This is a genomic window from Kitasatospora sp. NPDC048407 (genome assembly GCF_043200475.1).
Lineage (GTDB): Bacteria > Actinomycetota > Actinomycetes > Streptomycetales > Streptomycetaceae > Kitasatospora.
In genome coordinates this window covers 233,750-247,481 of record NZ_JBICXW010000009.1, presented here as the reverse complement: position 1 = coordinate 247,481, position 13,732 = coordinate 233,750, and the positions used below count along the sequence as shown (strand labels likewise).

Below are 13,732 nucleotides of genomic sequence, written 5' to 3'. Positions count from 1 at the left end.
CCGCTCGAACGGGGTGTCAGCCGGCCGTCCAGCCGCCGTCGGCGACGAACTCGCCGCCGGAGCAGTACCCGGACTCGGCGCTGGTGAGGAACAGGGTGAGGGCGGCGATCTCGTCGGGGGCGCCGAACCGGCCGAGCGGGATGCCCTCCAGCAGCCGCTGCTCGATCCGCTCGGGCATGCCGCCGGTCATGTCGGTGCGGATCACGCCCGGGCAGACGGCGTTGACCCGGATGCCGTCGCGGCCGAGTTCCAGCGCGGCGACCTTGGTCATGCCGAGCACCGCGAACTTGCTGGCGCAGTAGGCGGTGAGCATCGGCACGCCCTGCTGGGCGTTGACGGACGCGATGTTGACGATCGTTCCGCCGCCGGCGGCGCGCAGCGCGGGGACGACGGCGCGCATGCCGAGGAACACGCCGAGCTGGTTGACCTCGATCACGTTCAGGTAGTCGTCGCGGGTGGTGGCCTCCAGCAGGCCCTGGTGCAGGATGCCGGCGTTGTTGACCAGGCCGTCGAGTCCGCCGAAGGTCTGCTCGGCGAGTGCGACGGCGGCCGCCCAGTCCTCCTCGCGGCGGACGTCCAGCCGGATCGCCGCGGCCGATTCGCCGAGCTCGTCGGCGAGTTCCTTCACGTCCTCGCGCAGGTCGCCGAGCACCACCCGGGCGCCCTCGGCGACGAACCGCCGTGCGGTGACGGCGCCCTGGCCGCCGGCCGCGCCGCTGATGAGGACGGTACGTCCGGTCAGCTTTCCCATCACATGTCTCCGTCTGCGAAGTGGTCGGTGAAAGAAGTGGCCGGCGCGGTGGGGTGGCGAGGTGGCGGTGCGCCGCCCCGCCACCTCGCCGCGTCAGCCGACGGCGAGCCGGTCCGCGGCGCCCGCGCGGAGGCCGAGCGCGGCGAACGCCTCGGCGGGCGGGGCGGCGTCCAGGCCGGGCCCGGACGCGGCGAGGTGGCCGTCGGGTCGGATCAGCAGCCAGCCGCCGGCCGGGACGCCGAGGTCGGCGGCGAGCGCGCCGTCGGGGTCGGCGAGCGGTCCGGGCCCGTCCTCGCCCAGGGTGCGGACCCGGACGGCCGGGTGCTCCTCGGCGAGCCGGTGCAGCGCCGGGTACTGGGCGGGGACGGCGCGGGCCAGCAGTGTCCAGCCGGGGGTGCGCAGTTCGTCCAGCAGCGCGGTCCAGGCGGGCGACGGGTCGGTGACCTTGGCGACCCGCTGTCCGGGTGCCGGGCCGGAGCCGGTGGCGGGTGCGGCGGGCAGGGCGAGCGGGCCGTCGGCGTAGGAGAGGTCCAGGGCCGACATGCCGCCCATGATCTTGCGTTCGATCTTCGACTTCAGCGGCCGTACCGAGCGGACCACGGTGAAGAGGGTGCGCAGTGCGGCGGCGGCCTTCCGGCTGCGGAGCTGCACCAGCATGGTGGCCATCCGGGTGGACTTCAGCAGGGTTGCCCCGACCGGGACCCGTTCGGCGCTGTAGCTGTCGAGCAGGGTTTCGGCGGCCTCGCCGTTGACCACCGCGGCAAGTTTCCAGGCCAGGTTGACGGCGTCCTGGATGCCGGTGTTCAGGCCCTGGCCGGAGGCGGGGCTGTGGACGTGCGCGGCGTCGCCGGCCAGGAACACCCGGCCGCTGCGCATCTGCTCGATCATCCGCTGCTGGATGGTGAACACCGAGACCCAGGTGGGCAGTTCGACCTCGACGGGCCGTCCGGTGCCGATCGAGATCTTCTCGGCGAAGCGCCGGGCGACCGCCTCGTCGCTGGGGTAGGAGGCGTCGGCGGTGTCCAGCAGCCGCCACTTGCCGGGGTCGGGGAAGGGCACCATCATCACGGTGCCGGCGGGGGTGCGCATCCAGTGGATGCTGTCCCGGGGGAGGTCGCAGTCGACCACCGCGTCGGCGATCAGCCAGGTCTCGCTGCTCTCGCCGATCAGCGGGATGCCGAGCTGCTTGCGGACGGTGCTGTGCCCGCCGTCGCAGCCGATCATCCAGTCGAACGAGGCGTGTTCGGTGCGGCCGTCGGGGTGCGTGAGCACGGCCCCGACGCCGTCCCCGCGGTCGTCGAACGAGGCGAGCCGCACGCCCCACTCGACCTGGACGCCCTGGCGGGCGCAGGCGGTGCGCAGCACCTCCTCGGTGATCACCTGGTCGACCATCAGGGTGAACGGGAAGCGGGTGGGCAGGTGGCTGTAGTCGGTGTCGAAGCGGGCCAGCCGGCGGCCGTTCTGGTGGAGCGTGAAGTGTTCGACGCGCTGGCCGCGCGGCAGTACCTCGTCCAGGATGCCGATCTGGTCGTAGACCTCCAGGGTGCGGGCGTGGGTGGCCAGGGCCCTGCTGGTGGTGGCGGGGCCGTCGGCGGCGTCGACCAGGCGGACGGTGACGCCGTGCCGGGCGAGTTCGTGGGCGGCGGTCAGGCCGACCGGCCCGGCGCCGACGACCAGGACCTGTGCGGTGGTCACCGGCTCTCCTCCAGGCCGTGCTTGACGGTCTTCCACCAGCCCGGGTTGTCCCGGTACCAGTCGACGGTGTCGGCCAGGCCCTGAGCGAACGGGATCCGCGGTTCGTAGCCGAGCTCCTCGCGGATCTTGCTCTCGTCCAGCGAGTACCGCAGGTCGTGGCCCTTGCGGTCGGCGACCTTGCGCACCGCGCTCCAGTCGGCGCCGAGGTGCTCCAGCAGCTGTTCGGTGATCTGCAGGTTGGTCTGCTCGTTGCCGCCGCCGACGTTGTAGATCTCGCCGGCCCGGCCGCCGGTCAGCACCAGCTGGATGGCCCGGCAGTGGTCGTCCACGTGCAGCCATTCGCGGATGTTGGCGCCCTCGCCGTACAGCGGGACCTGCTTGCCCTCCAGCAGGTTGGTGACGAACAGCGGGATGAGCTTCTCGGGGTGCTGGTAGGGCCCGTAGTTGTTGGAGCAGCGGGTGACCGAGACGTTCAGCCCGTGGGTGCGCCAGTAGGCGCGGGCGATCAGGTCGGAGCCGGCCTTGGAGGCGGCGTACGGGGAGTTCGGCAGCAGCGGCCACTCCTCGGTCCAGGAGCCCTCGTCGATGGAGCCGTACACCTCGTCGGTGGAGACGTGCACCACCCGCGGCACCCCGGAGCGCAGCGCGGCCTCCATGACGTTCTGGGTGCCGCCGACGTTGGTGCGGACGAACTCGGCGGCGGACTCCAGCGAGCGGTCCACGTGCGATTCGGCGGCGAAGTGCACCACGGCGTCGTGGCCGGGCATCAGTTCGAGCAGCAGCGGCAGGTCGCAGATGTCGCCCTGGACGAAGTCCAGCCGGGGGCCGGAGGCCGGCAGGTTGTCCCGGTTGCCGGCGTAGGTGAGTTTGTCGAGGACGGTGACCTGCGCGTCCTCGAAGCCGGGGTAGCCGCCCTCGAGCAGCGTCCGGACGTAGTGCGACCCGATGAAACCGGCACCGCCGGTGACCAGGATTCTCATGCTGCCACCTCGACCTGAGTGTGATCGCCGACCACCAGGCGGTGGTGACGCAGGGTGCTCTGCACGCTGGTGACGTTGGCGGAACGGCCGATCAACGAGCCGTGCACGCCGCTGACACCGCGGACGGTCGCGCCGTCCAGCGCGATGGAGTAGGACACGTGGGTGTCGCGCAGGACGCAGTCCCGGCCGATCGAGGTGTGCGGGCCGATGTGGCTGTCCTCGATCACGCTGCCCGCTCCGACCACCGCCGGGCCCTCGATCCGCGAGCGGATCACCTTGGCACCGGGCTCGACCAGCACCTCGCCGATCAGCTCGCTGCTCTCGTCGACCTCGCCGGCGACCGAGCGGCGCAGGCCGTCCAGCAGTTGCCGGTTGCAGTCCAGGACGTCGTCGACCCGGCCGGTGTCCTTCCAGTATCCCCGGTACTCACTGGCGCTGACCTGCGCCCCTTCGGTGACCAGCCACTGGATGGCGTCGGTGATCTCCAGCTCGCCGCGGGCGCTGGGCGCGATGCCCGCGACCGCCCGGTGGATCGCCGGGGTGAAGAAGTAGACGCCGATCAGCGCCAGGTCGCTGCGCGGCTGCTGGGGCTTCTCGACCAGGCGCTGCACCGTGCCGTCGGGGGCGACCTCGGCCACCCCGAACGCCCGCGGGTCGGCGACCTTGTGGACCACCACCTGGGCGGCCGGCCGGTTGGCCCGGAACTCCTCGGCGATCTCCACGATCCCGTCCGGGAGCATGTTGTCGCCGAGGTACATCACGAAGTCGTCGTCGCCGAGGAACTCCCGGGCGACGGTCACGGTGTGCGCCAGGCCGAGCGGCTGCTCCTGGTGGAGGTAGGTGATGCGCACCCCGAGCCGGGCGCCGTCGCCCAGCACGGCCTCGATCTCCGGGCGCCGTTCGCCGACGATCACGCCGATCTCGGTGACCCCGAGCTCGCGGATGTTCTCCAGGACGTGTTCGAGCACCGGGCGGTTGGCGACCGGGATGAGCTGCTTGGGCATCGAATAGGTGAATGGACGCAGACGGGTTCCCGACCCGCCCGACAGCACCAGAGCCTTCATCGGGGTCCTCTTCCTCAACGGTCAATGGCGCGGACAGCCGGAGGATGGGAGCTCGCGGTGGAGAATCCCTCGAACCCGGCCGTCAGGATCGGTGGGCCGGGCCGCGGGCCGGCTCCAGCGGAAGTCGAGCGAATCACCGGCGGGGCGCGCCAGGGCTGCGCGATGCTGATCGACATGTCCGCCACCACGCCCCCGCCCGGGTCCCAACTCCCGCCCCCCGCACTGCGGCTGAGGCCGCCCGAGCATTCCGTCGACCCGCGCGCGGTGCGCTGGTGGCGGCTGAGCGCGCTGCTCCGCTGGCTGCTCGCCGCCGCCGCGCAGATCGCGCTGCTGGTGCTGCTGCCGTCCTGGGCGACGGTCCCCCGGCTGGCCGCGCTGGCGCTGACCGTGGTGCTGGCCGCCGTCCACCTGGCCGTGATGCCGCGCCGCCGCTTCGCCGTCCACCGCTGGGAGACCACCGACAGCGCGATCTACACCCAGAGCGGCTGGCTGGTCGAGGAGCGGCGGATCGCCCCGCTCGCCCGGGTGCAGACCATCGACCACGAACGCGGGCCGCTGGAGCGCCGCCTCGGCCTGACCACCATCACCGTCACCACCGCGTCCTCGGCCGGCCCGCTGAAGATCCGCGGCCTGGCCGAGGACACCGCGAGCCGGCTCACCGCCGACCTCACCGCCGCCGTCAGGTCCGGCACGGGGGACGCCACATGACCGCCGTCCCCGCCCCGCCCGCCCCGCCCGCCGAGGCACCGGCCGACCAGGACGGCTGGCGGCGGCTCGACCCGCGGATGCTGCTGGTCCACCCGGTGCACGAGGTGGTCAAGATGGCGCCGCTGCTGATCACGGCGCTCGTGTTCGGGCACAGCTCCGGACACCACAACAACTGGGCGTACCTGGTGACGGCGCTGGCGGTCGGCGCCGGCCTGCTGCGCTGGTGGACCACCCGGTTCCGGGTCGCCCCGGGCCTGGTGGAGCTGCGGCACGGCCTGCTGATACGGCGTCACATCGCGGTGCCCGCCGACCGGGTGCGCACCGTCGACCTGCACTCCGGCGCCGTCCACCGGATGCTGGGCCTGGCCACCGTGTCCGTCGGCACCGGGCAGGCGGCGACCGCACGCGGGGACCGGCTGAAGCTGGACGCGCTGCGGCGCACCGAGGCGCTGGCGCTGCGCGAGGAACTCCTCGCCGGCGCCCGGGCCACCCCGGTGGCCGCCCAGGAGCCCTCCACCGTACTGCTGCGGTTCTCGCCCACCTGGCTCCGGTACGCGCCGTTCGCGCTGACCGGTTTCCTGCCGCTGCTGGCGATCGGCCTGTCGCTGACCGGCCCGATGTCCAGCATCACCCAGCAGACCCCGATCGGGTCGACGGTGGAATGGCTGCTGCACATCGACGCGCTCGGCCCGAAGTCCGTCCGGCTGCCGCTGGTGATCCTGCTCGTCGGCACCGCGATCAACCTGCTGACCTTCGCCGAACGCACCGTCGGCTTCGCCCTGCTGCGCGGCTCCGGCGGGTCCCTGGAGATCCGGCACGGGGTGGTGAGCAAGCGGGCCATCGCGCTGGAGAAGCGCCGGGTGTACGGCGTCGAGCTGGCCGAGAGCCTGCCGGTGCGGCTACTCGGCGGCGCGCGCTGCTCGGCCGTCGCGACGGTCGCGCACCGCGAGCGCGGCGGCCCGCCGCTGGTCCCGGCCGCGCCGCTGGCGACCGCGCTGGCGGTGGCCGAGGAGGTGGTGGGCGACGGGCCGCTGCGCGCGCCGCTGGTCGGGCACGGGCCGCGGGCCCGCACCCGCCGGCTGACCAGGGCGCTGGGCGGCTGGGCGCTGGGCCTGGCGCTGCTCGGCGCGGCGGCGGCACTGGACCTGCTGCCGGCCTGGTGCGCGCTCGGCTGGACGGCGCTGCTGCCGTTCACCGTGCCGCTGGCCCTGGACCGGTACCGCTCGCTGGGGCACGCCGTGGCGGACGGTTTCCTGGTGTCCCGGCACGGTTCGCTGGTGCGCCGCCGGACGGTGCTGTCGGGCGAGGGCGTGATCGGCTGGAACCTGCGCCGCTCCTGGGGCCAGCGCCGGGCCGGCCTGGTGACGCTGACCGCGACCACCGCCGCCGGGCGCAAGAAGTACCAGGTGATCGACCTGCCCGTCGAGCAGCTGCCGGGCGTCGCCGACCAGGTGCTGCCCGGCCTGCTGACACCGTTCCTGGTCCCGGCGACGGACTGACGGAACGGAACGCCGAAGAGCGCCTCCCCGCGGGAAGGCGCTCTTCGTCTTCTCCGGGACCCAGTTCCGGGACCCGGTTCCGGGACCCGGTTCCGGGGCTCAGTTCCGGGGCTCAGTTCCGGGGCTCAGTCGGTGAAGCACTCCTCGGCGATCCGCACCCGGCGGTTGCCGAACGCGATCCGGTCGAGGATCTTGCGCCCCAGCGGGGTGCGCTGGACGACCGCCGCCAGCTTCGGCCGGATCTTCGCGGCCAGCCCGCCCCGGGACAGCATGGCCTTGCTCTGCAGGCCCTGGAGCTTCATGGTCGCGGCGATGTCCGGCCCGCGCAGGGTCTCGAACTCGCCCAGCCGGGCCGCCGAGGTGTCCCCGGCGGCCAGTGCCCGCACCAGGATCGGGTGCAGCACCACGGCGTCCTGGACGGCCAGGTTGATGCCCTGCGCGCCGATCGGGCTGTGGGTGTGCGCGGCGTCGCCGATCAGCACCAGGCCGTCGGCGGCCCAGCGGTCGGCCCGGCCGGAGAACACGTCGAGCAGGGTGACGTCGCGGGTGGAGCGGATCTGTTCCCGGATCAGTTCGGCGTACGGCGGGATCGCCGCGGCCAGCTGCTCGCGGATGTGGTCGATGCCGTGGACGGCGACCTGCTGGTAGCCCTTGTGCGGCAGGGTCCAGCCGATCTGCGCGCTGTCCGGGTACGAGTCGTACGCCAGCACCGGGTTGCCGCCGTCGCGGAACACCCGTACGTCGCGGCGCTCGCCCGGGCGGCGGCCGGGCAGCTTGAGCTTGAACCAGAGCACGTCCAGGTCGAACGCCTCGGTGCGGCCGGCCTCGATCCCGGCCAGCCGGCGCACCTTGGAGTACCGGCCGTCCGCGCCGACCACCACGGCCGCCCGGACGGTCAGTGTTCCCGCGCGGACGCCGGTGGTGCGGCCGCCGTCCTGGAGCAGCTCGCCGACCCGGTGGCCGTCGAAGTACGCGAAGCCCTCGAACTTCTCGCAGTGCAGCAGCAGTTCGTCCAGCAGGTGGGCCTGCGGCAGGCTCAGCAGGTGGTCGTACGGGGCAGGCAGGCGGCGGTAGTCGATGTCGAGCAGCACGCGGCCGCCCTCGACCAGCCGGAACCGCTCGTGCTCGTGCGCGCCGCGGGTGCGGGCGCCGGACAGCACGCCCAGCCGGTCCAGCAGCGCCATCGCGCCGGGCTGCAGGATCTCGCCGCGGAACTCCCGCTGGTGGGCGCGGGCCCGTTCGACCACCGCGACCCGCAGCCCGGACTTCAGCAGCAGCAGCGCCAGCACCAGCCCGGCCGGCCCGGCGCCGACCACGCAGACGTCCGCCTCGGCCTCCCGGCCGGTGTCCTCGCTCATGCTGTTCCTCTCCGGTGCAGGGGTTTCAGAGGAGTCCGAGGCCGCCGTCGGCGGTGACGGTCTGGCCGTGCAGCCAGGCCGCTTCGGGGCTGCACAGCAGCGCGACGACGTCGGCCAGGTCCTCGGGGGTGGTGAGCCGGCCGGCCGGGGTGCGGGCGGCGAGCATCGCGGCGACCTCGGGCTGCGGGGTGGCGGGGCCCTTGTCGATCTTCGCGGTGGAGACCGCGTTGACGGTGATGCCGCGGCCGGCCAGTTCGACCGCCAGGTAGCGCACCAGGGACTCCAGCGCGGCCTTGGCGACGCCCGCGGCGACGTACCGGGGCACCACGGAGCGGGCGCCGGAGCTGGAGACGGCGACGATCCGGCCCGGTCCGCCGCCCATCAGTTCGGCGATCGCGGCGCCGCCGCGCAGCAGCGGGTCGAGCGCGGCGCCGACGGCGGCGGTGACGGCGGCGGCGTCCCCGCCGACGGCGGGGGTGGGCCGCCACGGCGCGGCGTTGTGCACGAACACGTCGAGCCGGCCGTACCGGTCGCGGACCTCGCCGAGCAGCAGGTCCAGGCCCGCCGCGGTGGTGATGTCGGCGCGGACGGCGTGCGCGCCGCCCTTGAGACCGTCGAGCTCCTCGACGGCCCGGGCGGCGTCCTGCTCGGAGTGCGCGTAGTTGAGCACCACCCGGGCGCCCCCGGCGCAGAGCCGGCGGGCGACCGCCAGCCCCACGCCGCGGGTCGCCCCGGTGACGACCGCGGTCTTCCCGGACAGCCCGAGGTCGGACGGCTCAGGCACCGTCGGCCGCCGGGGCGGTGCGGGTGCCGGCCACCGGCGCGGCGAGCTGCGTCTCGACGGTGGCGAGCGCGGCCAGGTCGGCGTACTCGGGCAGTTCGCGGGCGGCCTGCCAGTCCTGCTCGCTCGCCCAGCGGGTGAGCGCGGTGTAGCCGCCGGGCCGCATCAGCGCCTTGGCCAGGTCGGCGTGCCTGAGGCCGCCGGCCAGCGCCTCGATCCAACTGCCGTACGCGGCCTCGAACTTGTCGGCGTCCTCGGTGACGGTGAAGCGCTCCACGACCAGCACCGCGCCGTCGCCGGTGGCCTCGCCGTCCACCCGCAGCACGCCCATCGACGGCTCGGCCTGGACGTCCACGATCCGGTGGAACTCCTCGGCGTGCGCCTTGAAGGTGTCGCTGCCGAGTACCTGCTGGAAGTCACCGGGGGTGGCCCACCAGCCGAAGTTGACGTACACCTCGGGCCGGTCGGCGGCCCGGACGGCCTGGTGCGCGCGGAACCCGAACTGGGCGCGCATCCACTGGACGTGGTCCAGGAAACGCTCCTCGAAGGCGTCGCCGCCGGCCGGGTCCTTGAGGGTGAAGGTGTTGATGACGGTGAACTGCGGGGCGGCCATCTCCTGGCTCCCTTCGGTCGTTGGGTCGGCGAGGCCCAGGCGGGCGGCGAACTGCCCGGCCAGGACGCGCCGTTGGATCTTTCCGTTGCCCGAGCGAGGGATCGACCCGACCGCCTCGGCGTGCACCGGCCGCTGGTAGTACGGCAGTTCGCCGCCCACCTGCTCGAGCACCTCGGCGAGCCGCCCGGGCTCGTCGAGCACCAGCAGGGCGCCGGCCACCCGGTAGCCCTGCCCGTCGGGCAGGCCGACCACGACCGCCTCCCGCACCAGCGGGTGCGCGGCGAGCACCTGTTCGACCTCGGACGGGGCGACCAGGAAGTTGTCGACCTTGAAGACGTCGCCGAGCCGGTCGATCAGGAACAGCCGTCCCTGCTCGTCGGTCCGGCCGATGTCGCCGGTGGTGAACCACTCGCCGGGGGCCAGGTCGGGCCCGCCGAGGTAGCCCTTCATCACCTGCGGCCCGCGCAGCTGGACTTCGCCGGTCTGCCCGGCGGCCAGTTCGGCGCCGCTGTCCAGGTCCACCACCCGGCACTCGGTGCCCGGCACGGTCCGGCCGACCGAGCCGTGCACGGGGTGCTCGGGGTCGTCGCTGTGGGTCAGCGGGGAGGTCTCGGCCAGGCCGTAACCCTGGAACACCGGGATGCCGAACCGCTCGGTCAGCGTGCGCGCGGCCTCCACGGGCAGCGCGGAGCCGCCGGAGGCGATCCGGGTGACGGTGCGCAGAGCGAGCCCGTCGAGGGCCGGATCGGCGGCCAGCCGGGCCAGGCGCACCGGCAGGCTGTAGAAGTGCGTCGCGCCGTGGGCGTTGGCGGCGTGCACCGCGTCCACCGGCTCGGGGTCGGCGCACAGCACCTGGGTGGCGGCCGCGGCGACCGCCGAGTTGAGGTGCATCGGGTGGTAGGTGGGCAGGTGGTTGAGGGTGGTCGCGTCCGCGTCCAGCAGGTGCGCGGCGGCGATCTGAGCGGCGTTCACCGTGAGGTTGCGGTGGGTGAGCCGGACGGCCTTCGGCAGGCCGGTGGTGCCGCTGGTGAACTGCAGGCAGGCGGTGTCGTCCAGCTCGACCGCGGGCGGCTGCCAGCCGTCACCGTCCGGCGCGCCCGCGATCAGCGCGGCCAGCGTCTCCGCCTCGCCGTCCTCCGCGCCGCCGATCAGCACGACCTCGCGCAGCTCCGGCAGGTTGGCCCGCACCGCGTTCAGCTTGGGCAGCAGGCCGGCGTCCACGAACGCCAGCCGGGCCCGGCTGGTGGCCAGCACGTGCTGCACCCCGATCTCCGGGATCAGCGGGTTGACCACCGCGACCACCTGCCCGGCGCGGGCGGCGCCGTAGTAGGCGACCGCGAAGTCCGGGTGCAGCGCGGAGGCGACCGCGACGGTGCCGGGCCCGTCCAGCCGCCCGGCCAGCGCCCGGGCCACCGCGGTGGCCCGGGCGTCCAGCGTGGCGAAGTCCAGCTCGGCGCCCTCGACGCCCGCGACGGCGACCCGCCCGGGGTGGTCGGCGGCGGCCCGCGCCGGCAGCGAGTCCAGCCGCCCGGGGCCGGGCAGTGCCCGGTCAGACACGGCGGGCCTCCGCGAACGCCATCGCGTGCTTCAGCGTGGTGGTGCTGTTGGTGGACAGCGCCCGGTGCACGTACTCGCGGGCGTCGGCGACGGTCTTGCCCTCGCCGAGGATCTTCTCGATCGCCGACGGCTTCAGGGTGACGGAGTGCCGGGAGGTGACGTCCACGCCGCCGTCCACCTGGACGATGGTCCAGCGGCCGGTGTGCGCGGTCATCAGCGCGGGGACGGCGATCTGCTTGTAGACGATGCGGTCCTCGCCGAACACCACCCGGATCGACTTGGTGGTGTGCACCGAGCCGTCCGCGGTGCTGGTGTCCATCGACATCACCTGGATGCCGGGGACGTCCTCCTGGAGGTCCAGCGCGGCGACGTGCGGCAGCCGCTCCGGCCACAGGTCGGCCCGGTTGAGGAACTCGAAGACGTCCGCACCGGCGCCGGCCACGTGCACCGTGTCGTCGAAGCTGAACACCAACTCGTCCAGCTCGGAGCCCAGTTCGGCGATCTGCTTGATCCCGGCCAGCTCGGACGCGCTGTTGCGGTCCAGCGCCGCGTTGATCCACTCCACGTTCTCCGGCAGGTCGTCGACCGCGGTGAAGTCGTGGTGCAGCTCAAGCAGCGAGGTGCTCTCGTCGATCGCGGTGACCGCCCAGGTGCCGCCCATCGACGCCACCGGCGGCGTCGAGATCTCCTGCCGGAACGTCACCTTCAGTCCCTCGGCGTCCAGCTCGCGGCGCGACACCCAGGTCTTCACCTCGCCGTTCGCGGTCGCCCAGATCCGGATCCGCTCACTGCCCTCGGACTGCTCCAGGTGCTCGACGTGCACGTTCGGCGCGAAGTACAGCGGCCAGGTGGTGACGTCCGCGACGATCCCGTACACCGCCTCGGCGGGTGCGGCGACGGTGGTGCTGTGGACGGTGCGGTGCTGCTCGGACATGTCTCTGTCTCCTTGTCCTGACCGGCTCAGTAGTTGCCCAGACCGCCGCAGACGTTCAGCGCCTGCGCGGTGATCGAAGCGGCGGTGTCGGTCGCCAGGTAGCCGACCAGGCCGGCCACCTCCTCCGGCGACGAGTAGCGGCCGAGCGGGATCTTCGCCTGGAAGCGCTCCAGGATCTGCTCCTCGGTGGCGTCGTACGCGGCCGCGTACCCCTGCCGGACCCGCTGCGCCATCGGCGTCTCCACATAACCCGGGCACACCGCGTTGACCGTGACACCGGTCTTCGCCAGCTCCAGGCCCAGCGCCTTGGTGAAACCCACCACCGCGTGCTTCGACGCCGAGTACGGGGCACCCAGCACCACGCCCTGCTTGCCGCCGGTCGACGCGATGTTGATCACCCGGCCCCAGCCGCGCTCCTGCAGACCACCCCGGTTCAGCACCTCACGGGTGGTCAGGAACACGCTGTTCAGGTTGGTGTCGATCACGTCGTACCAGAGCTCGTCGGCGATCTGCGCGGTCACCCCGCCGCCGCTGCGCCCGGCGTTGTTCACCAGCACGTCGATCCGGCCGTACTGCTCCAGCGCCGCGTCCACCAGCGCCTTCACCTGCTCGGGCTTACGGATGTCGGCAGTCGCGCCGGCCACCTCCAGGCCCTCCGCCCGCAGCTCCTTCACGGTCAGCTCGACCGCGTCCGCGCTGCGCGCGCAGATGAACACCGCCAGACCGCTCGCCGCCAGACCGCGGGCCACCGCCAGACCGATACCGCTGGTCGCACCCGTCACCAGAGCCACCCGCTGCTCGCCGCTCATCGGCGCACTCCTCTCGCTTCGCTCGTCAACGGCGAACAGCGTGCCGACGCCGTCTCGACACCTGATCGAGCCGCGCTCGGACCCCCCGGCTCCAGTTCCGTTCGAGGCCCCCACGACCCCGGACGGCGACGCTGCGACAGACCGCACCGGCCAGGAAAGGACTTCCCCCATGACCGCGACGGAGCAGGTGCCCGCCACCGCCACCGCCGAGCTGTACTTCCAGGTCCAGCAGTTCCTCGCGTCCCAGATGCAGCTGCTCGACAGCGGCCGGGTCGCCGAATGGGCCGCCACCTTCACCGAGGACGGCGTCTTCGCCGCCAACGCCCACCCCGAACCCGCCGCCGGCCGCGCCGCCATCACCGCCGCCGCCCAGGCCGCGACCGACGCGTACGCCGCCAAGGGCATCCAGCGACGCCACTGGCTCGGCATGGTCACCGTCGAACCCCGCGACGAGAACACCGCCGCCGTCCGCAGCTACGCCGTCGTCATCGAAACCCCCAAGGGCGGCCAGGCCGCCATCCGCGTCAGCACCCTCTGCGAGGACCTCCTCGTCCGCGAATCCGGCCACTGGCTCGTCCAGCACCGCCAGGTCACCCGCGACGACCTCTGACCCCACCCCACCCCCGCTGTGCCCGCCCGCCCCCTCCCCCGGCCGGCGGGCACAGCCACGCCCGCGACCCGCGCGAAGCGCGATGCCCGCGCCGGGCTGGAAGCGCAAGGGGCATCGAGCGAGAACCGCCCCAGGCCCAAGCCGCCGCGCGCAGCGCAGACCGTCGCCAGACGCGAATCACCGCGCGCAGCGCAACGTCCCGCGCGAAGCCGGCGACTGCGGTCAGGCGCGGGCCGGGGCACGCCGTGAGGCCGCGCGGAGCGAAGGCCCCGCAGGGGCGCAGCCCGACACTCCGGTGCGGCGCAGCCCCCGCGCGCAGCGCAAACAGCCGCCGGACCCAAGCCGCCGCGCAGCGCGAGATCGTCGCCAGACG

Annotated in this window: 12 protein-coding genes; 3 read left to right on the top strand and 9 right to left on the bottom strand. The window is 73.6% G+C overall.

Features of this window, described 5'->3' with window-relative positions; genetic code table 11:
• Positions 1-16: 16 nt before the first annotated feature.
• The 4 genes from ACGFWJ_RS19280 to ACGFWJ_RS19265 all read right to left on the bottom strand — a co-directional run bounded on the left by ACGFWJ_RS19280 (position 17) and on the right by ACGFWJ_RS19265 (position 4,490).
• Complete coding sequence (locus ACGFWJ_RS19280; RefSeq protein WP_387636990.1) at positions 17-751, bottom strand: SDR family NAD(P)-dependent oxidoreductase; 735 nt, start codon at positions 749-751, stop codon at positions 17-19.
• Between the two features lie 93 nt (positions 752-844).
• The gene (locus tag ACGFWJ_RS19275; protein ID WP_392950911.1) at positions 845-2,446 is read right to left on the bottom strand and encodes an FAD-dependent oxidoreductase; all 1,602 of its coding nucleotides are present in this window, start codon (positions 2,444-2,446) and stop codon (positions 845-847) included.
• A complete protein-coding gene (gene rfbB, locus ACGFWJ_RS19270; protein WP_392950908.1) occupies positions 2,443-3,426 on the bottom strand; it encodes a dTDP-glucose 4,6-dehydratase in 984 nt (327 codons plus the stop codon). Before rfbB ends, ACGFWJ_RS19275 begins: the two co-directional genes overlap by 4 nt.
• Entirely contained in the window at positions 3,423-4,490 is a 1,068-nt protein-coding gene (locus ACGFWJ_RS19265; RefSeq protein ID WP_392950905.1) for a glucose-1-phosphate thymidylyltransferase, read from the bottom strand. Before ACGFWJ_RS19265 ends, rfbB begins: the two co-directional genes overlap by 4 nt.
• A gap of 174 nt (positions 4,491-4,664) precedes the next feature.
• On the opposite strand from ACGFWJ_RS19265, the gene ACGFWJ_RS19260 reads away from it, so the two are divergent.
• Entirely contained in the window at positions 4,665-5,198 is a 534-nt protein-coding gene (locus tag ACGFWJ_RS19260) for a PH domain-containing protein (RefSeq protein ID WP_387866144.1), read from the top strand.
• Positions 5,195-6,697, top strand: coding sequence for a PH domain-containing protein (locus tag ACGFWJ_RS19255; RefSeq protein WP_392950902.1), 1,503 nt, complete (start codon positions 5,195-5,197; stop codon positions 6,695-6,697). The genes ACGFWJ_RS19260 and ACGFWJ_RS19255 overlap by 4 nt, the downstream gene beginning before the upstream one ends.
• Before the next feature lie 125 nt (positions 6,698-6,822).
• On the opposite strand, the gene ACGFWJ_RS19250 is transcribed toward ACGFWJ_RS19255, so the two are convergent.
• Genes ACGFWJ_RS19250 through ACGFWJ_RS19230 form a run of 5 tightly spaced genes read right to left on the bottom strand, consistent with a single transcriptional unit; the run spans position 6,823 to position 12,749 of the window.
• Positions 6,823-8,055 (bottom strand): FAD-dependent monooxygenase, encoded by a 1,233-nt coding sequence (locus tag ACGFWJ_RS19250; protein ID WP_392950899.1) that lies wholly within the window; start codon positions 8,053-8,055, stop codon positions 6,823-6,825.
• A 25-nt stretch (positions 8,056-8,080) separates the two neighbouring features.
• Positions 8,081-8,839, bottom strand: coding sequence for an SDR family oxidoreductase (locus tag ACGFWJ_RS19245; protein ID WP_392950896.1), 759 nt, complete (start codon positions 8,837-8,839; stop codon positions 8,081-8,083).
• A complete protein-coding gene (locus ACGFWJ_RS19240; RefSeq protein WP_392950893.1) occupies positions 8,832-11,006 on the bottom strand; it encodes an AMP-binding protein in 2,175 nt (724 codons plus the stop codon). The genes ACGFWJ_RS19245 and ACGFWJ_RS19240 overlap by 8 nt, the downstream gene beginning before the upstream one ends.
• Positions 10,999-11,940, bottom strand: a complete 942-nt coding sequence (locus ACGFWJ_RS19235) for an aromatase/cyclase (RefSeq protein WP_392950891.1) — start codon at positions 11,938-11,940, stop codon at positions 10,999-11,001. Before ACGFWJ_RS19235 ends, ACGFWJ_RS19240 begins: the two co-directional genes overlap by 8 nt.
• 26 nt (positions 11,941-11,966) lie before the next feature.
• A complete protein-coding gene (locus ACGFWJ_RS19230) occupies positions 11,967-12,749 on the bottom strand; it encodes an SDR family NAD(P)-dependent oxidoreductase (RefSeq protein ID WP_387637014.1) in 783 nt (260 codons plus the stop codon).
• A 169-nt stretch (positions 12,750-12,918) separates the two neighbouring features.
• Here ACGFWJ_RS19230 and ACGFWJ_RS19225 point away from each other — a divergent pair, with 169 nt between their 5' ends.
• Positions 12,919-13,359, top strand: coding sequence for a nuclear transport factor 2 family protein (locus ACGFWJ_RS19225; RefSeq protein ID WP_392950887.1), 441 nt, complete (start codon positions 12,919-12,921; stop codon positions 13,357-13,359).
• The last annotated feature ends 373 nt before the right edge of the window (positions 13,360-13,732 follow it).

What these genes read in the sequence shown, in the direction of transcription:
- rfbB (WP_392950908.1), bottom strand. Translation starts at nt 3,426, where the DNA reads ATGAGAATCCTGGTCACCGGCGGTGCCGGTTTCATCGGGTCGCACTAC.
- ACGFWJ_RS19260 (WP_387866144.1), top strand. Translation starts at nt 4,665, where the DNA reads ATGTCCGCCACCACGCCCCCGCCCGGGTCCCAACTCCCGCCCCCCGCA.
- ACGFWJ_RS19235 (WP_392950891.1), bottom strand. Translation starts at nt 11,940, where the DNA reads ATGTCCGAGCAGCACCGCACCGTCCACAGCACCACCGTCGCCGCACCC.
- ACGFWJ_RS19225 (WP_392950887.1), top strand. Translation starts at nt 12,919, where the DNA reads ATGACCGCGACGGAGCAGGTGCCCGCCACCGCCACCGCCGAGCTGTAC.
- ACGFWJ_RS19250 (WP_392950899.1), bottom strand. Translation starts at nt 8,055, where the DNA reads ATGAGCGAGGACACCGGCCGGGAGGCCGAGGCGGACGTCTGCGTGGTC.
- ACGFWJ_RS19265 (WP_392950905.1), bottom strand. Translation starts at nt 4,490, where the DNA reads ATGAAGGCTCTGGTGCTGTCGGGCGGGTCGGGAACCCGTCTGCGTCCA.
- ACGFWJ_RS19280 (WP_387636990.1), bottom strand. Translation starts at nt 751, where the DNA reads ATGGGAAAGCTGACCGGACGTACCGTCCTCATCAGCGGCGCGGCCGGC.
- ACGFWJ_RS19255 (WP_392950902.1), top strand. Translation starts at nt 5,195, where the DNA reads ATGACCGCCGTCCCCGCCCCGCCCGCCCCGCCCGCCGAGGCACCGGCC.
- ACGFWJ_RS19230 (WP_387637014.1), bottom strand. Translation starts at nt 12,749, where the DNA reads ATGAGCGGCGAGCAGCGGGTGGCTCTGGTGACGGGTGCGACCAGCGGT.